17 protein-coding genes and 2 pseudogenes are annotated in these 22,381 nt (G+C 63.3%); 6 read left to right on the forward strand and 13 right to left on the reverse strand.

Features of this window, described 5'->3' with window-relative positions; translation table 11 throughout:
• Nucleotides 1-108 precede the first annotated feature (108 nt).
• The 8 genes and pseudogenes from CCR95_RS23005 to def all read right to left on the reverse strand — a co-directional run.
• Nucleotides 109-803: pseudogene (locus CCR95_RS23005) on the reverse strand (potassium transporter TrkG); the annotation flags it as partial.
• Between the two features lie 12 nt (nt 804-815).
• Nucleotides 816-1,660 (reverse strand): annotated as a pseudogene (trkA, locus tag CCR95_RS23010) (Trk system potassium transporter TrkA); the annotation flags it as partial.
• 189 nt (nt 1,661-1,849) lie between these two features.
• Entirely contained in the window at nt 1,850-3,217 is a 1,368-nt protein-coding gene (locus CCR95_RS23015; protein WP_201098841.1) for a sigma-54-dependent transcriptional regulator, read from the reverse strand.
• Nucleotides 3,214-5,421 (reverse strand): sensor histidine kinase, encoded by a 2,208-nt coding sequence (locus CCR95_RS23020; protein ID WP_201098842.1) that lies wholly within the window; start codon nt 5,419-5,421, stop codon nt 3,214-3,216. The genes CCR95_RS23015 and CCR95_RS23020 overlap by 4 nt, the downstream gene beginning before the upstream one ends.
• Nucleotides 5,421-6,008 carry a DUF4390 domain-containing protein gene (locus tag CCR95_RS23025; RefSeq protein ID WP_201098843.1) on the reverse strand — a complete coding sequence of 196 codons (588 nt, stop codon included), beginning with the start codon at nt 6,006-6,008 and terminating at the stop codon, nt 5,421-5,423. Before CCR95_RS23025 ends, CCR95_RS23020 begins: the two co-directional genes overlap by 1 nt.
• Nucleotides 6,005-7,381, reverse strand: a complete 1,377-nt coding sequence (rsmB, locus tag CCR95_RS23030; protein ID WP_201098844.1) for a 16S rRNA (cytosine(967)-C(5))-methyltransferase RsmB — start codon at nt 7,379-7,381, stop codon at nt 6,005-6,007. The genes CCR95_RS23025 and rsmB overlap by 4 nt, the downstream gene beginning before the upstream one ends.
• Nucleotides 7,347-8,288, reverse strand: coding sequence for a methionyl-tRNA formyltransferase (gene fmt / locus CCR95_RS23035; RefSeq protein ID WP_201098845.1), 942 nt, complete (start codon nt 8,286-8,288; stop codon nt 7,347-7,349). The genes rsmB and fmt overlap by 35 nt, the downstream gene beginning before the upstream one ends.
• A 124-nt stretch (nt 8,289-8,412) precedes the next feature.
• Nucleotides 8,413-8,949, reverse strand: coding sequence for a peptide deformylase (def, locus tag CCR95_RS23040; RefSeq protein ID WP_201098846.1), 537 nt, complete (start codon nt 8,947-8,949; stop codon nt 8,413-8,415).
• Nucleotides 8,950-9,077: 128 nt separating this feature from the next.
• Between def and CCR95_RS23045 the strand changes: the two genes are divergently transcribed.
• The 4 genes from CCR95_RS23045 to topA all read left to right on the forward strand — a co-directional run bounded on the left by CCR95_RS23045 (nt 9,078) and on the right by topA (nt 14,500).
• The gene (locus CCR95_RS23045; protein ID WP_201098847.1) at nt 9,078-10,286 is read left to right on the forward strand and encodes a LysM peptidoglycan-binding domain-containing protein; all 1,209 of its coding nucleotides are present in this window, start codon (nt 9,078-9,080) and stop codon (nt 10,284-10,286) included.
• A 28-nt stretch (nt 10,287-10,314) separates the two neighbouring features.
• Nucleotides 10,315-11,454 carry a DNA-processing protein DprA gene (gene dprA / locus CCR95_RS23050; protein ID WP_201098848.1) on the forward strand — a complete coding sequence of 380 codons (1,140 nt, stop codon included), beginning with the start codon at nt 10,315-10,317 and terminating at the stop codon, nt 11,452-11,454.
• Nucleotides 11,455-11,527: 73 nt separating this feature from the next.
• The gene (locus CCR95_RS23055; protein WP_201098849.1) at nt 11,528-12,004 is read left to right on the forward strand and encodes a Smg family protein; all 477 of its coding nucleotides are present in this window, start codon (nt 11,528-11,530) and stop codon (nt 12,002-12,004) included.
• A 192-nt stretch (nt 12,005-12,196) separates the two neighbouring features.
• Nucleotides 12,197-14,500, forward strand: coding sequence for a type I DNA topoisomerase (topA, locus tag CCR95_RS23060; protein ID WP_201098851.1), 2,304 nt, complete (start codon nt 12,197-12,199; stop codon nt 14,498-14,500).
• Nucleotides 14,501-14,619: 119 nt separating this feature from the next.
• On the opposite strand, the gene CCR95_RS23065 is transcribed toward topA, so the two are convergent.
• A complete protein-coding gene (locus CCR95_RS23065; protein WP_201098853.1) occupies nt 14,620-16,113 on the reverse strand; it encodes a helicase HerA-like domain-containing protein in 1,494 nt (497 codons plus the stop codon).
• A gap of 133 nt (nt 16,114-16,246) precedes the next feature.
• On the opposite strand from CCR95_RS23065, the gene CCR95_RS23070 reads away from it, so the two are divergent.
• Together CCR95_RS23070 and CCR95_RS23075 are read left to right on the forward strand one after the other, a co-directional pair.
• Complete coding sequence (locus CCR95_RS23070; protein ID WP_338115487.1) at nt 16,247-16,690, forward strand: rhodanese-like domain-containing protein; 444 nt, start codon at nt 16,247-16,249, stop codon at nt 16,688-16,690.
• A 234-nt stretch (nt 16,691-16,924) separates the two neighbouring features.
• Nucleotides 16,925-17,503, forward strand: coding sequence for a peptidylprolyl isomerase (locus CCR95_RS23075; protein ID WP_201098857.1), 579 nt, complete (start codon nt 16,925-16,927; stop codon nt 17,501-17,503).
• Between the two features lie 158 nt (nt 17,504-17,661).
• Here CCR95_RS23075 and CCR95_RS23080 read toward each other — a convergent pair whose 3' ends face one another.
• The 4 genes from CCR95_RS23080 to CCR95_RS23095 form a co-directional block, all read right to left on the reverse strand.
• Nucleotides 17,662-18,852 carry a glycosyltransferase family 4 protein gene (locus tag CCR95_RS23080; protein WP_201098858.1) on the reverse strand — a complete coding sequence of 397 codons (1,191 nt, stop codon included), beginning with the start codon at nt 18,850-18,852 and terminating at the stop codon, nt 17,662-17,664.
• 153 nt (nt 18,853-19,005) lie between these two features.
• Complete coding sequence (gene yacG / locus CCR95_RS23085; RefSeq protein WP_201098859.1) at nt 19,006-19,206, reverse strand: DNA gyrase inhibitor YacG; 201 nt, start codon at nt 19,204-19,206, stop codon at nt 19,006-19,008.
• 2 nt (nt 19,207-19,208) lie between these two features.
• Nucleotides 19,209-19,976: a cell division protein ZapD gene (gene zapD / locus CCR95_RS23090; RefSeq protein WP_201098860.1), complete on the reverse strand. Its 768-nt coding sequence runs from the start codon at nt 19,974-19,976 to the stop codon at nt 19,209-19,211.
• A 145-nt stretch (nt 19,977-20,121) separates the two neighbouring features.
• Complete coding sequence (locus CCR95_RS23095; RefSeq protein ID WP_201098861.1) at nt 20,122-22,152, reverse strand: LOG family protein; 2,031 nt, start codon at nt 22,150-22,152, stop codon at nt 20,122-20,124.
• Nucleotides 22,153-22,381: the final 229 nt, after the last annotated feature.

Raw genomic sequence — 22,381 nt, forward strand, 5'->3', positions numbered from 1 at the left:
CCGAGGATCACCTCCGAGCGACTATCACAGAGCGCTTGAGCGATCGCCTGTAGTGCCGACCTTTTTCTTCGAGGAACGAAGAATCAGCGGGTTGCAGCGCGAAAGACGCTGAATAGCCGAAGTCGGGTTAACGCTCTTGCCGCCGATGCGCACGGGGAGTTGCGCGTTGGGATGGATCAGCCGGCCGATCTCGCGCGCGCCCTGTTTGATCAGCAGCAGGATGCGGATGACCTTGATGCCGCCGCCGGTGGAGCCGGCACAGCCGCCGACGAAGCTCGCGAAGAGCAGCAGAATCTCCAGATATACCAGAGCGCCTTGGCGGTCTCGGTGATACGCGGCGTGAGCTTGGTATCCTTCATGGGGCCGGGCATCTCGGCGCGATAGAGCTGCATGCCGCCGACGCCCAGGATAGGCAGTACCGCCACCGCCAGCACGATGATCCCCATGCCGCCGAACCACTGAAGCTGCTGACGATAGAAGAGGATGGACTTGGGCAGGTCGTCCAGACCGAGAATCACCGTGGCGCCGGTCGTCGTCAGCCCGGACATGGACTCGAAGATGGCGTCGGTGAGTGACAGTTCGGGCAGTGGCGCCAGCAGGAAGGGCAGCGCGCCGGCCAGCCCGAGGATGGTCCAGAAGAGTACCACCACCAGAAAGCCGTCGCGCAGTCGCAGCACCTGGTGAGAGCGCATGACGGGCAGGAAGATCAGCAGGCCGGCGCTGAGGATGATGCCGAAAGCGGTCAGGAAGGGCCAGGCCACGCCATCGCGATAGATCAGCTCGACCGCCACTGGCGGCAGCATGAAGAAGCTGAAGTTCTTTTCCAGATCCTCGGCGATGCGTTTGCAGTGGTTCAGATTGCGCTCGATGAGCTTGGCCCGGTAGTTGGCTTCGAGCGCGCGGGCAAGCCGGGTGCCGATGTTGCCGCCGCCGGCGATGATCAGACGCTTGTAGGATTTGTCGAGCCGCCGCAGTTCGCCCATGACCGCGCGAATATGGATCGGGGCGGCGAGAAAAAAGACCTCGTCATCGGCCTCGATGACGGTATCGCCCTCCGGCTGGATGGCCCGATCTTGACGGTAGATGGCCGCCACCCGGGCGTCCACCTGGGGCATATGCTCGTGGAGCGTGCGCAGTTCGTGCCCGACCAGCGGACCGCCATAATAGGCCTTGACCGCGACCAGCCGGATGCGTCCGCCGGCGAAATCGAGTACCTGGAGCGTGCCGGGGTTTTCGATCAGACGCAGGATGTAGCTGGTGACCAGCGCCTCGGGGCTGATGGCGACATCGATAGGCAGGGCATCGGTGCGAACAGTCGGGGTTGATCGAGAAAGCTCTGTGCGCGCACCCGCGCGATCTTGGTGGGCGTATGGAAAAGCGTGTAGGCGACCTGACAGGCGACCATGTTGGTCTCGTCGCTGTTGGTCTCGTCGCTGTTGGTCACGGCGATGATCATGTCGGCGTCATCGGCGCCGGCGCGCGCGAGCACATCCGGATGCGCGCCGTGACCCAGCACGGTACGCAGGTCGAAGCGTTCCTGTAATTCGCGCAGAAGTTCCGGGTTGTGATCGACCACTGTGATGTCATTCGCCTCGCTGACCAGATTGGCGGCCACCGAGGTACCGACGACCTGGCCAGCGCCCAGGATGATGATCTTCATTGAAACCGCGTCCGGCAGGGCGTGTGCGGTTGGTGCATTGGTTCGGCCTCGTAAGAACCAGCAAACGTTGGAGTTGACGCGGTTTCAGGATTGAATTTTTATCATTTAAACCGCGTCAACTGTCGCGTCCGTGGATTGACGCGAGGCCAGGGCCAACGCACCAACGGTGAATATCCCGCCAGACGCGGTTTAACGCCGCTCCTTGATCTCGATCCCGAGCGAGCGCAGCTTGCGATAGAGGTGGGTGCGTTCCATGCCGGCCTCCTTGGCCATTTTGCTGACGTTGCCGGCGTGCTTTTCCAGCTGATAATCCAGATAGGCCTTCTCGAACTGCTCGCGCGCGGTGCGCAGCGGCTGGTCGAAGGACACTAGACCCTCCAGCGCCTGAACCTGAATCGGCGGCGGCGCGCCGAGCGCGGTCTCGACCTCTTTCTGCCCGATCTCGTCGCCGGCGCCCAGAATCAGCACGCGCTGGACCAGATTCTTCAACTCGCGGACATTGCCAGGCCAGCCATAATTGCGCAGAAAGTTCTGCGCGCCGACGCTGAAGCGACGGTAGGGCAGTTTTTCGTGGGTGGCGAAATAGTCCAGATAAAAATTCAGCAGATCCGGCACGTCCTCGGCATGTTCCTGCAGGGACGGCACGTTGAGCGGGACGACGTTGAGATGATAGAAGAGATCCTCGCGGAAGCGTCCGGCGCGCACCTCGTCTTCCAGGTTGCGCTGGGTGACGGCGACGATGCGCACGTCGATGCGCACCGGTTCGTTGCCGCCCACGCGCAGGAAGGAACCGCTGTCCAGGGCACCGAGCAGTTTCAACTGCGCGTCGAGTTCCATGTCGGCGACTTCATCGAGCAGCAGGGTGCCGCCCGCGGCCTTCTCCAGACTGCCGTAATGCGTATGTTCGCCCTCCTCGGTCCCGAACAACTCGCGCGCGGCATTGCCGCCGGCCAGCGAAGAGACGCTGAGATCCACGAAGGGCCGCTCGCGCCGCGCGCTCTGCGAGTGCAGATAGCGGGCGAAGGTCTCGCGCCCGCTGCCGGCCTCGCCCATGATCAACACCCAGGTGTCGTGCTGGGCGATGCGCTTGACCTGTTCGCGCAGTCGCTGCATGGCGGCGCTGCGCCCGATCGGTTCATGGACCTGCGGCGTGCGGCGCTTTAAACCGATGTTTTCCTGTTGGAGTTTGTCCGCCTCCAGCGCGCGCTCGACCGTGAGCAGCAGCTTGGCCATGGACAGCGGCTTTTCGAGAAAGTCGTAGGCGCCGAGCCGGGTGGCCTCGACGGCGGTCTCGACCGTGCCGTGACCGGACATCATGATGACCGGACAGGGCAGGTTGTCGTCTTCCGCCCATTCCTTCAACAGCGTGATGCCGTCGATGTCGGGCATCCAGATGTCCAGCAGAATCAGGTCCGGACGACGGTCGCGCAGGGCATGGCGCGCGGTCTCGCCGTTTTCGGCAATGGCCACGGTATAGCCCTCGTCCTCCAGAATTTCCTGGACCAGGCCGCGAATATCGGGCTCGTCGTCCACTACCAGGATATGTGTTGCGCTCATGAGTGTTTGTCTTGCTCCAGACCTTGGTTCGTCTGTAAGGCGGCTTGCCAGACCGGCAGCCGGACCCGGATCAGGGCACCTTCGCCGGTGTTTTCGACCATGATCATACCGCCGTGCTCTTCAATAATCTTCTTGACGATGGCGAGTCCCAGCCCTGTCCCCTTGGTTTTGGTGGTGACATAGGGCTCGAAGAGCCGCTCCAGCAGGTGCGCCTCGAAACCGGGACCGTTATCGGTCACGGTGAGCTGTACCGCGGAGCCGGCCTCCACTTGAGAGACGTCTGGCGCCAGTTCGTCGATCACGTCCGTGGTCACGCCGATGCGTGCGTTGGCGCGGCCTTCCAATGCCTCCTGCGCGTTTTTGATGAGGTTATGGATCAATTGACGCAGCCGCAGCGGATCGCCGCGAACCTGAACCCCCGCCGCGTTCAGACCGATGTGCAGCGCGGGCGTCCCGGCGCTGCGATAAAGATCCAGAACCTCCTGAATCAACCGGTCGAGAAGCAGTGGCTCCTGCTGCATCCGGGGCGCCCGCGCATAGTCCGAAAAGTCGTTGACCATGGCCTTCATGGCCTCGACCTGCGCGATGATGGTGCCGGTGGAGCGGTCGATGATTTTGGCGTCGGCCTCGTCGGCCTTGGACAGCAGCTTGTGACGGAGCCGTTCGGCGGAGAGTTGAATGGGGGTGAGCGGATTCTTGATTTCGTGGGCCAGGCGTCGCGCCACCTCGCCCCAGGCGGCATTGCGCTGGGCGGTGATGAGCGAGGTGATGTCGTCGAAGACCACCACATGACCGCGCTGTTCGGAGTCCGGCAGGGGCAGGGGACTGCCGCGACACAGGAGCGTCTGGTTGCCCTCGCCGCGTTGCAAGATCACCTCGGCGCGCCAGGCATCGCCGGCGGCGAGGTGACGGCGGACGGTTTCGGTCCAGGGGGTGAGACAGGGCTGCTCGCGCTCGATCCGTTCGAGCGTCGGCCCCGTGTCCTCGGTGAAGTTCAGCGTCAGAATGTTTCGCGCGGCGGGATTCGCGGTGCGCAGACATTGACTTTCATCGAAGGCCACGACGCCCGAGGAGAGGCGCCCGAGCACGGTTTCCAGATAGTTGCGCTGGGTCTCGACCGCCAGTTTGCTGCGCGCCGCATCGTCGCGCGCCCGAGCGATGCGCCGCGACATGGCGTTGAAGGAAGCGACCAGAAAGGTGATTTCGTCGTCATGTCCTGGCAGCGGGATCTGCTGCTCGTAGTCGCCTGCCGCGATGGCGCGGGTGCCGCGGGCGATGTCGGCCACTGGCGCGACCAGGCGGCGCGCGGTATGAAAGGCCGCGATCAAGGCGGCCATGAGGCCGAACAGAAGCACCAGCGATAGGGTCAGCGAAAAACTGAATTTGAGCGACTGGCGCAGATAGGCCAACTCGGTGTAGCGATTGTAAGCTTCTTCGAGACGCGCCGAGAGTTCGCTGATGCGCGCGGAGGTCGGGAAGATCGCCTGCATCTGCATCTCGCGGCCGCCGGGGTCGTTGACCAGCGCGCGCACCACCAGTTCGTCGCCGGGGCCGCTTTCCAGTCCGACATAATTGTTGCCGGCGCGCACGCTCTGCTGAATCTCGCGCTCGGCATGGTCGGGGACCAGTTGCGTGGGATCCTCGTTGGCCGTGCCCAGCACCTGACCGCCGGTGCCATAGACGGTCAGTTCGATGGCGCCGGCCTGACGGCGCCGATGATTGAGACTGAGCGCGATCGCGGTCGCCGAACGGTCCTCGATCCCGGCGAGCAGTTGCTCGGTGTATTTGCCGAGCACGCGCTGATTGAGATCGAGCGAGGCCTGATTCAGCAGGAGCGCATCCTGCATGGCGCGTCCGATCTCGACATCGAACCAGCTATCGATCCCGCGCAGGAGAAAGCCGAGCGAGAAATAGTAGACCACGCCCACCGGCAGCAGCGAGATGAGCGCGAACAGGGTGACGATGCGCGCGGTCAGTCGCGATCCGGCCGCCTGACGGCGATGGCGCCGGACCAGCTTGACCACGTTGACCGCCACCAGCACGGCCAGAACCAGAAGCCCGGCCAGCACCGCGAACAACAGCGGCACGAAGGCGCGGCTGAGCGCCTCGGAGTTCTGCACCGCGTCGCGCATCAGCACCAGCACCACGAACAATCCGGCGATCAGGCCAGCGACCGGTAGGATTCCGAGTTCGCGTGGTTTCATCAAGGACTTAGCGGCCAATTGCTCCAGCCACTGGAGAGCTTCCAGGACGGTTTGAGATAGGCCATGGGCCGCAGCGGCAGCGGCAATTCCTCGATGTCCAGAAAGACCTTGATCTGGAGTTCGTACTCCTCTTCCTCATCCAGTTTGTCCTGCGCGATCAGCTGCACGTTCTGGAGTTCGCCCAGCGCGCGGATCGCGGCCTCGCGGGTCTCAAATCCGCGCCCACTGGTGCCCGGCAGGCGGTAAACCTCGTAGCGTTCGGACAATGGCCGATAGCGGATGGCGTAGCGCATCTGCCGATCCAGCAGGCTGTCTTCCCACAGCCAGGCGTTGGCGCGGCGGATTTGCAGGTGGATGACGATCGTCAGGGGGACCCCATTGTTCAGCGCCTCCAGGGCCTCTTCACTGAACGACGAGTCGATGGTGGCGTCCAGATAATAGATTCCATCCTCAAGCCGGATTCGCGGCTGCCGGAACTTGAAGTCGTCCCCCGCGAGGGCGGATGACAGGATTGCCCAGGTCAGGAGCGAGAATGCCAGACTCACTGCCAGCGCCCGCCGAGGCCGTGTTGCGTTTTTCCCGCTCATGCGGTCGCCCGCTCGATGAGCGCATAGTAAAAACCGTCGCTTCCGCCGGGCGTCGGCAGCCATTGACGTCCGTGAGGGCAGGTCTGGCCTGAAGCGGTCGGCAGATTCCGTTCGCGCGCCTCCGGTTGACGGGACAGAAAAGCGGCGATTTGTTCGTGGTTTTCCTCGGCCAGCAGCGAACAGGTCGCGTAGAGCAGGCGTCCGCCGGGCGTGAGCAGGGGCCAGATGGCGTCGAGCATCGCCGCTTGCGCCGCGGCGAGTTCGGGAATATCGCGGTCGCGCCGCAGCCATTTGATGTCCGGATGGCGGCGGATGACGCCAGTGGCAGAGCAGGGGACATCGAGCAGAATGCGGTCAAAGGGGCGCTCTGTCCAGGCGCCCTGGGGAGCGGCGGCATCGGCCTGGATGACGCTGGCCGTCAGGCCGAGCCGGTCGAGGGTCGCGCGCACGGTGTCGAGCCGCGAGGCGTCGCTGTCGATGGCGATCAGATCCAAGGCGTTGTCGGCCCGCTCCAGGATGGCGGCGGTCTTGCCGCCGGGCGCGGCGCAGGCGTCGAGGACGCGCTGTCCCGGGGTGGCGTCGAGCCAGCGGGCCGCGAGTTGGGCGCCGCTGTCCTGCACCGACACGAGCCCTCGCTCGAAACCGGGGAGCTCGCGGGTGGCGCGGGGGCGATCGAGGATCAGGCCCGTTTCGCACTCCGGGACGGGGCGCGCGGCGATACCGGCGGCAGCAAGCTGGTCGGCGTACTCGCTCAGACTGACGCGCAGTCGATTGACCCGCAGGGCCATCGGCGGACGCTCGTTGCTGGCGTCGACGATGCGCTCCCAGTCCTCGGACCAGTCCCGGCGCAGGCGGGTCAGCAGCCAGTCGGGAAAGAGCCAGCGGGCACCGGGTTCGTGCTCGATCTCGGTTAGCAGGGTCTCGCGTTCGCGTAGAAACCGCCGTAGCAGCGCATTGACCAGCGGCGCCTTGTCGGACTTGCCGAGGAGTCGGCTGGCGTCGACGGTGGCCGATACCGCGGCATGCGCCGGAATCTTCATCCCGATGAGCTGATACAGCCCGATCAGGATCAGCGCCTCCAGATCCCGGTCGGACTTTTTGACCGGGCGATTGAGCAGGCGTCTGGTCAGCGCCTCCAGCCGGGGCAGGAGGCGCAGCGCCCCGTAGGTCATCTCCTGGATCAAGGCCTGATCGGCGGGTGCGCGCGCGGTCTGGGGCTGTTGGAGCACCCGCGTCAGCGACTGCCCCTGATCGCGGACCCGATGCAGGTTGAGCGCGGCCGCCGCCCGTGCTTCGGCACCGGCGGGACTGCCTGGACTTGCGTCGTGCTGTCCAGGATCAACCAAACCGCTTGTCTTCCAGGTGTCGTGCATTGAGGAAATCCGTTGCGCTCATGGGCTTTTTCCCGGCGAGCTGAAGACGGGTGATGCGCAGCGTGCCCCGGCCGGTTGCCACGACGATGCCGGTCTTGTCGGCGGCGATCACGTCTCCGGGCGCGGACGAGGTCGTCGCCCGCTCATTGGCTTCGGCACCCCAGACGCGCAGCACGGCGCCGTCCAGGCTGGTCTGTGCGACCGGCCAGGGATCGAAGGCGCGCACCTGACGCTCGATCGCGTCGGCGGACTGGGTCCAGTTGATGCGTGCCTCTTCCTTGGTGAGCTTGCGCGCGTAGGTCGCGAGCGCGTCGTCCTGAGGTACTGGGAGGGACGAACCGTCGAGAATCCCCGGCAGCGCCGTGAGCAGTGCGCTGGCGCCCAGGGTCGCGAGCCGATCATGGAGACTGCCGCCGGTTTCGCGCGGGCCGATCGGCGTCTCGACGCGATGGTAGACCGGGCCGGTGTCGAGACCGGCTTCCATCCCCATGATGCAGACCCCGCTTTGCGCATCGCCGGCGAGTACCGCGCGCTGAATCGGCGCCGCGCCGCGCCAGCGCGGGAGCAGCGAGGCATGCACGTTGAGACAGCCGAGACGGGGCGCTTCCAGGACCGCAACCGGGAGGAGCAGCCCATAGGCCACCACCACCATCAGGTCGGCATCGAGTGCGCGCAGTTGGGCGGCCGCGTCGGCGTCCCGTTTCAGACTTTCGGGCTGAAAAACCGGAATGGCGTGCACTTGAGCCAGGGCCTTGACCGGGCTCGCCTGGAGCTTTTGCCCGCGTCCGGCCGGGCGGTCCGGCTGCGTGTAGACCGCGACGACTTCCAGTCCGGCGTCCAGCAGGGCGGCGAGACTCGGGACCGCGAAATCGGGCGTTCCCGCGAAAATCACTCTGATTTTGCTCATCGCGGGGTGGGCCATCGCATCGTTTGACCACGGAAGCCCCAGCGAACATCCCGACCCGGAGCGCGCCGGCGATGGATGCGCGAAGGCGCACTTCGCGCCGAATGTCTGCGATGACCGGCCCGCATCAGAGGATGCCCCGTCGCGGTTCGCCGGCTGGCGCCGCGGACTGTCGCCGATCTTTCTCCAGTTTGCGGCGGATGCGCTGGCGCTTGAGCATCGAGAGATGGTCGACGAAGAGTTTTCCCGCCAAGTGGTCGATCTCGTGCTGGATGCAGACCGCGAGCAGTCCATCTGCGTCCAGGGTAAAGGGTTCGCCCGCGCGATCGAGCGCCTGGACGCTGACCCGCTCGGCGCGGGTGACCGTTTCGTAAAAACCCGGTACGGAGAGACAGCCTTCGTCCATCTGCTCCGTACCCTCCAGCGACAGGATCCGGGGATTGATCAGGCACAGGGGCGTGTCATGGTGTTCGGAGGTGTCGATCACCAGCACTTGGAGCGGGACATCGACCTGAGTGGCCGCCAGGCCGATACCTGGCGCGGCGTACATGGTTTCCAGCATGTCATCGACCAAGCGGCGGATCGCGGCATCGACGTGCTCCACGGGCCGTGCCTTATGGCGCAGCCGGGGGTCGGGAAAAGTAAGAATATCGAGCTTAGCCATCTTTGCAAGTTTGCAGTAAACGAGTGGAATAGACAGAGTCGCGTGCGCTACTATCGGTTGAGAATACTACACCACCTTAGTGGGGGCGGGTGAATCCCGTTTCGACTGCCCGGAGGATCCGTCGCGCCATGATCAGCCGTTTCGTCATCACTCTTCTCCTTGCTTGCGGCCTGCTGGTGCTGGCCTCTCTGGCGTCCGCCGTCGAGTTGGCTCCCAACGCGCCGCAGACCTATGTCGTGCGCTCGGGCGACACTCTCTGGGAGATCGCCGGGCGCTTTCTGCGCGATCCCTGGCGCTGGTCGGAGGTCTGGCAGGCCAACGAGGGGCTGGACGATCCGGATCTCATCTATCCGGGCGATGTCCTTCAGTTGACCATGGTCGACGGGCAACCGCGTATCGGGGTGGCGCGTGGCGGCCGTTCCGCGGCCGGATCCAGCGATGGGATGCGCGTAGTTCGATTGAGCCCCCAGGTTCGCGCCTCTTCGCTCAAAGATGCCGTTCCGACGATCAGGATCGCCTCGATCGCGCCCTTCCTGACCCAGCCCTATGTGGCCGATTCGGACCAGATCGAACGCGCCTCCTATGTCGTGGGCTTCCCGGACGAACATATTGTGGCGGGTTTGCACGACTCCATCTATGTGCGCCGAATCCATTCCAGCCAACAGACGAATTTCCAGATTCTCCGGCCCGGAGACGCGCTGCGCGATCCCGAGACCAATGAAATTCTGGGATACGAGGCGTTGTTCGTCGCCAACGCCGTTCTGGAGCGCGTCGGCGATCCTGCCAAGCTCCAGATCGTGCGCTCCGAACGCGAGGTGTCCATCGGCGATCGCGTGATCCCCGCGAGTGTCGAGAAACCCCTGGAGAATTTTTATCCCCGTCCCGCGCCACCCGGAAGGAATGGCCACATCCTGTCGGTGCTCAACGGCGTCTCGCAGATCGGTCAATTCGATGTGGTTGTCATCAATCGTGGAATCCGTGACCGTATCGAGGCGGGCCACGTCTTCGAGGCTTTTGTCGGCGGTACCAAACAACGCGATCAGGTGCGTGGCGGCAGTATCGTCTCGAACTGGCGCGAGGAGAGCCCCCTGTCGACCGAGTTCTGGTACGGGCGCGATTTCGAAAACAAAGGCTGGCGTCGCGACGAGCCATCCCCGAATGAACCCTTACCGCTTCATGCCGATTTCCGCAGAAAGAATGCGCAGTTCGTCAGACCCTTTGAACGCGCTGGAATTCTGATGGTCTTCCGGACCTTCGATCGGGTGAGCTTTGCCCTGGTTCTGAATGCCCAGCGAGCCTTCACGGTCGGCGACCAGGTAGCCCCGCCGCCATCCTGATCCCGCCTCCAGTCAGGGATCGGGGCCTTTGAAATTAGACGCGCCGCTCGACGCTTGGCTTGCCGTCGTCAATGCGCCGGGGATCGGACCGCGCACGGTCGCAAGGCTGATCGAGCATTTTGGAAGTCCGGCGGAGATCCTGCGCGCATCGTCCGAGCGGCTTGCCGCCGCGGGTCTCAAGCCGGCGAGTATCGCGTCACTCAGGCAGCCAGACCCGGAGGCCATCGCCGCCGTGATGGCCTGGGCCGCTCAGCCGAATGCCCACATCCTCTCGCTGACTGACCCCGGGTACCCACCTCTGCTTGCCGAGATCCATGATGCCCCGCCGCTGCTGTATGTCCGTGGCGATGTCAGTCTGCTCGCGGAACCTCAGGTCGCCATCGTCGGCAGCCGCAATCCCACGCCAAGTGGCCGCGAGATCACCCAGGAATTTGCCCGGCAACTGGTCGGTTTTGGCCTGGTCGTCACCAGCGGCCTGGCGCTCGGCGTCGACGGTGCGGCCCATGCTGCGGCCCTGGAAGAGGGGCGCACCATCGCGGTGCTTGGGACCGGCCCCGACCGCGTCTATCCCGCGGGGCATCGGGATCTGGCGCGTCGGATTGCCGAGTCGGGCGCGTTGGTCAGCGAGTTTGCGCCGGGACAGGGACCGCTGGCCCAGAATTTTCCGCGTCGCAACCGCCTCATCAGCGGTCTGAGCCTGGGCGTGCTGGTCACCGAGGCGGCGCTGAAGAGCGGATCGCTGATCACCGCCCGCACGGCGCTCGAACAGGGTCGCGAGGTGTTCGCGGTTCCAGGCTCGATCCGTAATCCGCTGGCGCGGGGCTGTCACGCTCTGATCCGCGATGGAGCCAAGCTGGTGGAGACCGCCGCCGAGATTCTGGTGGAGCTGGCGCCGGTCCTGCGTTGCGCGCTCGCGGCTCCGGTGTCGACCGGCGACGCGGATCTGGCATCGACCGGGGTCGGGACGACGCCATCAAGTCCGGAATCGCTGGATGCCGAGTCGCGTCGTCTCCTGGAATCCATGGGATTCGATCCAGTCGCCCCGGACGAATTGATCGGGCGCAGTGGGTTGCCTGCCCAGCGTATCGCGTCCATGTTGTTGGTCCTGGAGTTGAGTGGTCATGTATCATCGGCCCCAGGAGGTCGCTATAGCCGCTTGCGCGGCTAGTCGCGTCCATCCAGGGCGCTGTTCGGCGTCGGTCCGTCAGTTCGATAATTGACGTCGCTCACGAGGTTGGTTGATGTACGAAAACATGGTCGATGTGTTGATCTATCTCTATGAGAATTACATGGACGGCGAGAGTCAGCCCCCGGTCGACCAAGGCGATCTGGAAGACGAGCTGTCGGAGGCGGGTTTCAGCAAGACCGAGATCGACAAGGCGCTGCTCTGGCTCGACGAATTGGCCCTCGGGGTCGACGCGCCTCAGTCCCACGACCATGCCGTGGGCTCGTTGCGTCTCTACTGCGAGGCCGAATGCGCGAAGCTGGATGTGGAGGCGCGCGGACTGCTCCTGTTTCTGGAACAGAGCGGAATCCTGGATCCGGCCAGTCGTGAGCTGGCGATCGACCGTCTGCTGGCGATCGACCACCCGCTGGTCACGGTCGATGAGGTCAAATGGGTGGTGCTGCTGGTGCTCATGAATCGTCCGGGCCGGGAAGATGCCTTCACTCAGATGGAAGACATGGTCTATAACGAAGATCCCGTGTATCTGCATTAAACCGCGTCCGCCAGGGCCTGCGTTGTTTCGCGTATTGACTCGATTTTTGAATTACTTAAGCCGCGTTCGCCGTTTGCTTTGAGTGACCGGCGAGGCTGAATTTGCGCGCGGCAACGTAGATCGCCCTAGACGCGGCTCAAAATCGGTTTACCCTAGAAAAATCGCGCCACCTCCGACCAGCCAGAAGACCACATGAATCTCGTTATCGTCGAATCGCCCGCCAAGGCCAAGACCATCGAAAAGTATCTCGGACCCGACTTCGAGGTCATCGCCTCCTACGGCCATGTGCGCGATCTGGTGCCGAAGGAGGGCGCCGTCGACACCGCGAACGGCTTCGCGATGAAGTACCAGATCATCGACCGCAACGAGAAACACGTCCAGGCCATCGCCAAAAAACTCAAAGGTGCCACGGCGCTCTATCTGGCGACCGACCCGGACCGCGAGGGCGAGGCGATCTCCTGGCATCTCTATGAACTGCTGAAGGGCCGCAAGCAGTTGGGTGACCGCCCGGTGCATCGGGTGGTGTTCAACGAGATCACGAAACGCGCGGTTCAGGAGGCGGTCGCGAACCCCCGCGAACTCTCCTATGATCTGGTGAACGCCCAGCAGGCGCGGCGCGCGCTGGACTATCTGGTCGGCTTCAATCTGTCCCCGTTGTTGTGGAAGAAGATCCGCCGCGGACTCTCCGCCGGGCGGGTCCAGAGTCCGGCGCTGCGTCTGATCTGCGAACGCGAGAACGAGATCGAAGCCTTCGTCCAGCAGGAATATTGGACCATCGAGGCCGATGCCGCGAAAGACGCCAAGTCATTCAGCGCCAAGCTGACGACCTTCGGCGGCGAGAAAGTGGAACAGTTCACGATCACCGACGAGGCTCGCGCCACCGAGGTTCGGCAGACGCTGGAACAGGCCGCCAACGGCAAACTCAAGGTCGAGCAGGTCGAGCGCAAGCAGCGCAAGCGCCACCCGGCACCCCCCTTCATCACCTCGACCCTCCAGCAGGAAGCGGCGCGCAAGCTCGGTTTCACGACCCAGCGCACCATGCGGGTGGCCCAGCAACTCTATGAAGGCGTTGACGTGGGCGGCGGCGCGGTCGGTCTGATCAGCTATATGCGGACCGACTCGGTCAATCTGGCCCAGGAGGCCGTGGAGGAGATTCGCGCCTACGTGACCGAGCGCTATGGCGCCGTCGACCTGCCGGACCAGCCCCGTCTGTTCAAGACCAAGGCCAAGAACGCCCAGGAGGCGCATGAGGCGATCCGTCCGACCTCGATCCTGCGCGAGCCGGCGGTGGTCAAGGCGCATCTGACTCCCGAGCAATTTCGGCTCTACGAGCTGATTTGGAAACGGACCCTGGCCTGTCAGATGGCGCATGCGCTCATCAATCAAGTCGCGGTCGATCTGAGCGCGGGAGAGGGCAATCTGCTGCGCGCGACCGGCTCGATCATCGCCGAGCCGGGCTTCATGCGCGTCTACCTCGAAGGACGCGATGACGCCAAGAGCGCCGATGACGACGAGGAGCGCATGCTCCCGGAGATGCAGGTCGGGGATCTGGTCGATCTACTGGCCATTCGGCCCGAGCAGCATTTCACCGAGCCGCCGCCGCGCTATTCCGAGGCGTCGCTGGTGAAGGAGTTGGAGGAATTCGGCATCGGTCGGCCGTCCACCTACGCCTCCATCATCTCCACCCTGCAGGATCGCGAATACGTGATCCTCGACAAAAAGCGCTTCTCGCCGACCGACGTAGGACGGGTGGTCAATAAATTCCTCACCGAGTATTTTCCTGCTTACGTCGACTACGATTTCACCGCGCGCCTGGAAGACGAACTGGACGCGGTCTCGCGCGGCGAGGAGGAGTGGGTTCCGCTGCTCGAAAACTTCTGGAAGCCCTTCAAGGAGTTGGTGGATCATACCCAGGAGAACGTCAAGCGCAGCGACGTGACGCAGGAAAAACTCGATGAACTCTGCCCCAAATGCGGCGGGCCGCTATCCATTCGGCTCGGACGTAACGGACGCTTTATCGGCTGTACCAATTATCCTGACTGCGACTACACTCGCGACCTCAACGCCGACAAGGCGGAGGCCGAGGCGCCGGAGATCGTCGAGGGTCGAGTCTGCCCCGAGTGCGGCTCCCCGCTGGAGATCAAACGCGGTCGTTACGGCAAGTTCATCGGTTGCAGCGCCTATCCAAAGTGCAAGCACATCGAGCCGCTGGAGAAGCCCGAGGATACGGGCGTGGTGTGTCCCACATGTCAAAAGGGCACGTTACAAAAGAAAAAATCGCGGCGGGGCAAGATTTTTTATTCCTGCTCCACCTATCCCAAGTGCGACTATGCGGTCTGGGACGAGCCTATCGCCGAACCCTGTCCCAAATGCGGCTGGGCGGTGATGACCATCAAGACGACCAAGACCAAGGGCGCGGCCAAGGTTTGTCCGCAGAAAGAATGCGGTTACCGCGAGCCGCTCGATCAGCCCGAGACGCAAGAGGCCGAGTCCTGACCCGCGTCCAGGGGAGGGCGCTTGCGTCAGTGCCATCGGCATCTCCCATCGCCGTGGGCGATCGCGGAGGCGCGGTTTGCCGAATGGCTATTCAACGTCAACGAATTTCCACTCGATGTCTATCGCTTCCGAGTGTTTCCGCCCGCCAGGGAACCCAGGATCCCCCGCACGAGCTGACGCCCGATCTGACTGCCCAGCGAGCGCATGGCGCTGGTGGCGAAGGCTTCAATGGGGGTCTGACGGTTGCTGGTTCGGCCGGCCGCTGGATTCCTGGCGCCGCGACTGCCACCGAAAGCATCGGAAAGGTCCGCTTCCGCCGCAGCCGCTTGCGCCCGCTGTTCCAGAATCTCATGGGCCGAGACGCGGTCGATCGGGATGTCATAAATCCCCTTGACCAGCGATTGTTCCAGGATGGCACGCCGTTGCGCCGTGTCGATGGGGCCAAGCTGACTGCCGGGGGGGGCGATCGCGACCCGCTGGACGATGCCGGGGATGCCCTCGGCATCCAGGGTGGAGACCAGCGCCTCGCCGACCCCAAGCTCGGTGATGACGGTCTCGGTGTCGAGGGACGGATTCTGCCGGAAGGTCTGGGCCGCCACCCGTACCGCCTTCTGATCCTTGGGCGTATAGGCGCGCAGGGCGTGCTGCACCCGGTTGCCGAGCTGCCCGAGCACCGATTCGGGCACGTCGAGCGGATTCTGGGTGACGAAATAGACGCCGATGCCCTTGGAACGAATCAGCCGCACGACCTTCTCGATGTTGTCCAGCAGTACCTTTGGCGCGTCGTCGAACATCAAATGCGCCTCGTCGAAAAAGAGCACCATCTTCGGCTTCTCCCGGTCGCCGACCTCGGGCAGTTCCTCGAAGAGTTCGGACAGCAGCCAGAGCAGGAAGGTGGAATAGAGCGCGGGCGCATGAATCAGCTTGTCGGCGGCGAGCACGTTGATGTAGCCGTGGCCGTGCTCGTCGGTCTGCATCATGTCCTGGAGCGCCAGCGCCGGCTCGCCGAATAGAATATCGCCGCCCTGCTGTTCCAGCGCCAGCAGGCGCCGCAGGATGGCCCCGACGCTGGCGCTGGAGACATTGCCATAACGGGTCTGCAGATCCGCCGCATGCTCCGAGACATGGCCGAGAAGCGCGCGCAGATCCTTCATGTCGAGCAGCAGCCAGCCGTTCTCGTCGGCGACCTGGAAGACGATGTTGATGACACCCTCTTGGACCTCGTTGAGATTGAGCAGGCGCGCCAGCAGCATGGGTCCAAGCTCGGTGAGCGTGGTGCGCACCGGATGACCCTGTTCGCCATGGATGTCCCAAAACATCACTGGATTGGCGGCGTAGACGAAGCCGTCTTCGCGTTCCAGATGCATGGCGGCGACCCGTTCCGCCACCCGCCGATTGTCGCCGCCGGCCTGGGCGATGCCCGCCAGATCGCCCTTGATGTCGGCCAGAAACACCGGCACGCCGATCCGGCTGAACTGCTCGGCGAGCCGTTGCAGCGTGACCGTCTTGCCGGTGCCGGTCGCGCCGGCCACCAATCCGTGACGGTTAGCCATGCGCGCGAGGATGGAGACGGACGCGTCGCCGTGTTTGCCGAGGAGGATGGACGATGTCATGAAATGCGCTCCGTGTAATTTTGGCGATGCGGACGTGTCGGCGAGTATACCCATTGCATTCGGAGCGCCCATACCAAATCATGAAGGTCGAGAAAAACCCATTTGGAACCATTTGGACCCGGACATGATCAAGATGTACAACCCTCTTCGCCAATTCGCCATCCTGCTCGGCGCGGCGTTTTTGTCGATCGGCTGTTCGCAGGCGGCCGGACCGACGCTGACGGCGCCGGAGGCGCTCGAAAAAGCTCAAGCCGCGGAACTGACGCTCATCGATATCCGCACCCCTATGGAATGGCGCCAGACCGGCGTCGCCCCGCTCGCCCTGCGCATCGACATGCAGGATCCGAAGGGGCCGGAAGGCTTCGCGAGCAAGGTGTTGACGGCGGTGCAGGGCGACAAATCGGCCCCGATCGCCATCATTTGCCGCACCGGCAATCGCACCGGCTACATGCAGCAGGAACTGATGGCCCGCGGGTTTTCCAACGTCTACAACGTCTCGGAAGGCATGGCCGGCAGCAAGGCCGGTCCTGGTTGGATTCGGCGCGGTCTGCCGATCGAAGCCTGCACGAACTGCTGACGATGGAGCGAGCGCCGACATGCCGCGTCGCCGGGGCCGCCAAATACAGATCGCCATGGAAAGAGCAGTTGAACCACGAAAAACACGAAGAACACGAAAAATTTCAAAGGCTCGCTCAACCGCTGGATTTAGGATCACTGACCACTGACCACTGACCACTGACCACTGACCACTGACCACTGACCACTGACCACTGACCACTGACCACTCTCAACCTCAACCTCAGGAGTTTGCATGTCCAACCCTTCAGCCTATCTCGCCAGTGTCCTGCTCGCCGCCACCGCCACGCCAGCACTGGCGGAAAATCCCAGGGTCGCGCTCGACGTGACCATCGGCGGCCAGCCCGCCGGGACTATCACGATTGAACTCTTCGCCGATGTCACGCCCAAGACGGCGGACAATTTCCGGGCGCTCTGCACCGGCGAGAAAGGCAAGGGCAAGAGCGGCAAGGATCTGAGCTACGCCGGCAGTCCCTTTCATCGCATCATCCCGGAATTCATGATCCAGGGCGGTGACTTCACCAACGGCAACGGGACCGGCGGCGAATCCATCTATGGCGAAAAATTCCCGGACGAGAACTTCCAACTCAAGCACACTGAGGCGGGCACGCTCTCGATGGCGAACGCCGGACCGAACACCAATGGTTCGCAGTTCTTCATTACGGTCGCGCCGACGCCCTGGCTGGACGGCAAGCATGTCGTCTTCGGCAAGGTCGTCGACGGGATGGATGTGGTGCGGGCGATGGAGGCTCAGGGCTCGCGCTCCGGGCGTCCGCTCACAGAGGTAACGCTGGAGGCATGCCGTCAGCTCTGAGATCGAAAGCGCGTGGAGGCGGCTCCCGAATCCGATTTGGAGCCGCGCTCCCTCAGGGCCATCCGCGCGGTGTCGTGGCATCGGCACCGGACGTGGGGCGATTCCGCCCGCATCCTGGAAATGCCCGGCGCGGTCGTTAAAGGGCTTGCAGGGATGCGCTATTCCAGCGCTCTATACGCCTTGAGGAGCTTTGGAATCTCATATTTCCACTCCAGTTCGTTTTCGACCCGGCGCCGGCCAAACTCGCCCATGGTGCGTCGTCTGTCTGGATCGTCAAGCAGCTCGACGATTTTGCGCCCCATGTCTTGGTGGTCATTTTGCGTGGCGTACAACGATGACTCCTGAGCCGAGAAGCGACCTTCGGTCAGCTCGAACTGGACGATGGGCTTGCCGAGCGCCATGTATTCCATGATTTTGTTCATGGTCGATTGATCGTTCATGGGATTGGCGACATCGGGATTCACGCAGATGTCCGCGGTGTTCAGGACGTCCAGAAGCTGCTGATCCGAGACACGACCCGTAAAGGTGACATACTCGTCGACCCCGAGCGTTCTCGACAGATCGATCATCTCCTCCAGCGAGGTTCCGCCGCCAACCAGGCAGAATTGAATGTCGTGGCGCCCAAGATCCCTGACGATGAAATCCACCGCCTGAAGCAAGAGATCGATCCCCTCTTGTTTGCCCATCACCCCAACGTAGCCGACAAGAAAGGCACGCCCCTTTTTCCAGGAGGGGACGGGCGGAACGATCTTCAGGCGTTCGAGCATCGGCCCGCTGCGAACCACGAAGACGTTGGCGGGATCCATCCCGCCGCGTTTGATCGCGATTTTTCGGTAGGACTCATTGGTGGCAATCGACACGTCGGCGGTGCGAAAGGTCATGCGTTCGAGCCAGACGATAAACTTCCAGTAGAAATTCCGTTTGCCGAATTTGGCTTCGTAGAGTTCGGGATTGATATCGTGATGATCGAAAAGAAATTTTGTGCCGAAGATCGCTTTGAAGAGTCCGCCGATCACAAAAAAGAGATCGGGAGGGTTGCAGGCGTGAATGATGTCCACGCCATGCTTGCGCCGCACCTTCAGCGCCAGTCTCAGCGTCTGAAAGAGCGCGACGGAGTACTCGACGAGATACCCTTTGGCACCCTCCGCCTCTAGCGGAAGTTGGTAACGGTAGAGATGAATTCCCTCGATTTCTTCGTAGCGCGCTTCATAGCCTTTTCCCGTTGGGCAGATGATCGCAACGGCATAGCCATTGGCGGCCAGTGTCGTGGCCTCCTGCCAAACCCTCCGGTCAAACGGAGAAGGTAAATTCTCGACGAGGATCAGAACACGGCGAAGGGCTTGATTCATTGTTCGCTCCAGGCAGGTCTGGCTAATCCAAGGATTTCAGAAACAGCCGGGGAGTTTATCCCAGGCTCGCCTGCCAGTCGCTGATCCGGCGGCAGGCGATGGCGGCGCGTCAGGGTCGCCAGCGTGACCGGCAAGCCGCGGCGTTTCGAATCATCAATGATGGGTGACGTGATCGTCGGACGATGGCGGATCCTCGCTCGGCGCATCCGTGGAATCGCTGATCCGGTGGTTCTCGTCCAGCCAGTCGCCGAGGTCGATCAGGCGGCAGCGCTTGCTGCAGAAGGGACGCCAGGTCGAGGTTTCGGCCCACTCCACCGGTTTTCCGCAATGGGGACAGGGAACGGTGATCGCCATGGTCACAACACGCAACAAGTGAGTTTGAAGGAAACGTCATCGGAACGCTGGGAGGGGCGCCCACTGGATTCGACCGCCATGAACCGGATGCTGAAGCGGTTTTTGTGCCCACTGATTTCGGGGTAGCTCGCTTCGGAGGCATCGAGTCCGACGCGTAGCATCTGGGCTGGCGCCTCGGGATTCAGCGCCTCGTGAAAAAAGCCTCCCTCGGCCAGGGTGCGTCGGGGCGAAGCGCTGCCGCGCACCAGGGAGAGCGCGATCTGGATGGCGCCGATCGCTGGCGTGAGGTCATGCCGCCAGTGATCGAACCGCGCCTGACGTCTCTCTGGCGGCTGGATCAGCCAATAGTGATAATGCGGCAGATCGAAACTGCAGGTGCCGCCTGGAATGCTGCTGCGCTGGGCGATCGCCTTGAGGAATTCATCTTCGCGGGCGGTTTGACCAATGGGGCTGTTCATACCCTGTACCCCATCGACCGCATCGTCGAGGTCGCCCAATACCTGCGCCAGTGCGTTCGGGTCGACGCCGGGTTTATCGGCGAGTCGGCTGAGGGTGCCGAGGTGGCGGTCAAGCTCCTTGAGAATCTCGTTCTTGATATCCGAACGCGCCGTGATGGCGGCGATCTCCAGCAGCGCTTCGATCGCGACCCGGGTGGCGGAGGGATCGAACTGATCGGCGAAGTGCTGGAGTCGCTCGAACAGATGCTCAAGCCGCAGAAAGGTGCGGATGCGTTCGTTCAGAGGGTATTCGAAAATGATCGATGTCGACACGTTGATGTCCCAAGGCTAGGCGGGAGGCTTGTCGAGTTGACGCGGGCCGCACGGCGAGTGCGGCATGGTGCTCCTTAGGGCTAGCCCGCGCGCGGTTTGGATACTTGAATTCTCCCGGTTTTTCCGCGCGATGTCACGAGCCGCATCAGCCCAGACGCAATGTCCGTTTGTAGAAGTCCGGGATGGCATCGGGGTCGGTCGTCATCAGAATGTGGTCGAGCAGTCGGGCCGGCACCCGGCCCTGTCGGCCCATTTCGGCGAGTTGCGTGCGCAGCCCCTCCCAATAGAAAGCGCCGCCGGAGCCGTCGAAAAAGACCACCGGGCTGGTCTCGATGACGCCGAGTTTCATGTCGGTCAGGGTGAGTCCGACCTCTTCCAGCGTGCCGACTCCGCCCACCAGAAAGAGATGAAAGCTGGCGATTTCGAACCAGCGCTGGCGGGCCTGGCGGCTACGCGCCTGAAAGGTCTGATAGAACTCGGCGGTCTGGTTGAGTTCCTGGTCGATGGTTTCGATGAAGCTCGATCCGACCATGAGTCCGAGTTGATGGGCGGCGTCCGTCACCTGCTGCATGGCGCCCGGTCCGCCGCCGGTCAGAATGCCGATATCGCTGCCGAACAGATTCCGCAGATTTTCGAGCAGGCGTTCGATCTGGTGGGCGGCGGCGGCGTTCAAGGGTTTGACCGAGCCATAGATCGCGAAGATCAGGCAGGAGCGGAAACGATCGACCTTGTCCGGCGTGGTGAAATAGCCGCGCAAGCCCCGGAAGACATGCCGGACCACCTGACTGCGCGATTCGTTGCACCAGAAGACTTCCAGCCCCAGACCCTCGTAATCGGCCAGTCGGCCATGGTCGCGCGAGGACAGGAAGGGGCCATGCTCGAAGGAGGCGCGCCGGAAAACGATACGGGCGACGCGCTGACGCAGGGCGGCGGCGCAGATCTCGGTGTGTTCGATCAGATTCGGAAAATAGCCGAGCAGCAGGGTCGCGCGCGCGCCGTCTGGCAGATCCGCCAGAATCCGCGTCCCGTACTCGGTGCGCAGGTGCAGATCCAGCCCCTCGGCCACCAGACCCGCCGCCAGATCGGTGCCCCCGCGCGGATCGCGCGGAACCCGCGGCTGGGTCCAGACTTGCTCGGGGTCCGCCCCTTCCAGCAAGCCGTGCGGATCGCGGGTCACGGCCATCATCCGATGCGAATAGCGGTCGGTGACCGGGCTTGCCTCCAGTCGGTCGAAAATCGCCAGCAGCGACTTGCAGGCCATGTCGCCGCTCGCGTCAATGAGATGAGACAAATCGCTCGTCTCGCTGTCGGTCGCGGCCTCGACCGGCCCGGCGAGCGGTGCCGTGGGACTCGTGTGGCCATACCAGTACCGTGGCTTGGGTTTGAGCAGGATTGCCTCATGCACCGAGGCCGCGATGCTTGGATTGATGATGAGCTGTTCGGTGCGATTGACGAACTCCAGATAGACGTTGGTGCCGCGCGTCGAGACCGGGTCGAGGACCGTGGCCTGGAGATGGAAGCCCAGCGAATCGTCCAGGTTGCGCAGCACCACATAGTGACGATGCAGGAACATGGAACAGGCGGTCACCAAACCGTCCCTGGGCAACAGCTCGATATGATCCACCGCTTCGCGGATTTGCAGCCGGTTCAGCAGATCCTTGCCGTCCGCATGGGTCGCGATGGCGGTGACTTCCTCGGGGGTCAGGGGTTTCTGGAAGTGGAAGATCTGACGTTGCGGGCGCAGGATCAGATAGCCGTTGCCGTCGAGCGAGAACCCGGCTGGGACTTGCAGCGCGTTCTCGCGAATCAATCGATGGATGGCGGACGACCCGAGCCGGTTGTCCATCGGGCAGAACACCAGTCGACCGACCCGCAGTCCAGGCACCACGATGCGTTCCAGATGCGGCGCGATGCCATAGGAATGGATCGCGGCGGCGATGCGCAGTCGCAGGTCGGCGTGTCGACCGTTGAATTCGGGTGTCCCGAGCGGGAGGATGTTGATGCCCATGCGCGCCAGCCGGCTGCGCGCCGCGAACACCAGGTCCGCCTCGCGATCGCCGACGAGGTCGCGAAAGGCGGTCGAGATGGCGAAACGCGCCGTGACGACGAACCCCTCGTCGTCCGTGTCGAGCAGAGCGGTAATCCAGCCGTCGTCGGTTTCGGGTGTCGCGTACATCGTTGATGTCTCGGAGTCGCGGTTGGGCATGGGATGCGAATGGAGCAGACTGCCGAGCGTATCACAGGGCGCCTTGGAAATTTCTCACGAACCCAACGGCAACAGGGCGAGCGCGCTTAAATCCTCAGCCGAACACCACCTTGGCGCGATAGTCATCGTTCCACGCGGCCTTGCGGCGCTTCTTGGCCAAGCTGATCGCCGACCCCTCCTGTTCGAACAGGTTCATGCT

The organism is Thiocystis minor (assembly GCF_016653465.1).
Classification (GTDB): Bacteria; Pseudomonadota; Gammaproteobacteria; order Chromatiales; family Chromatiaceae; genus Chromatium; species Chromatium minus.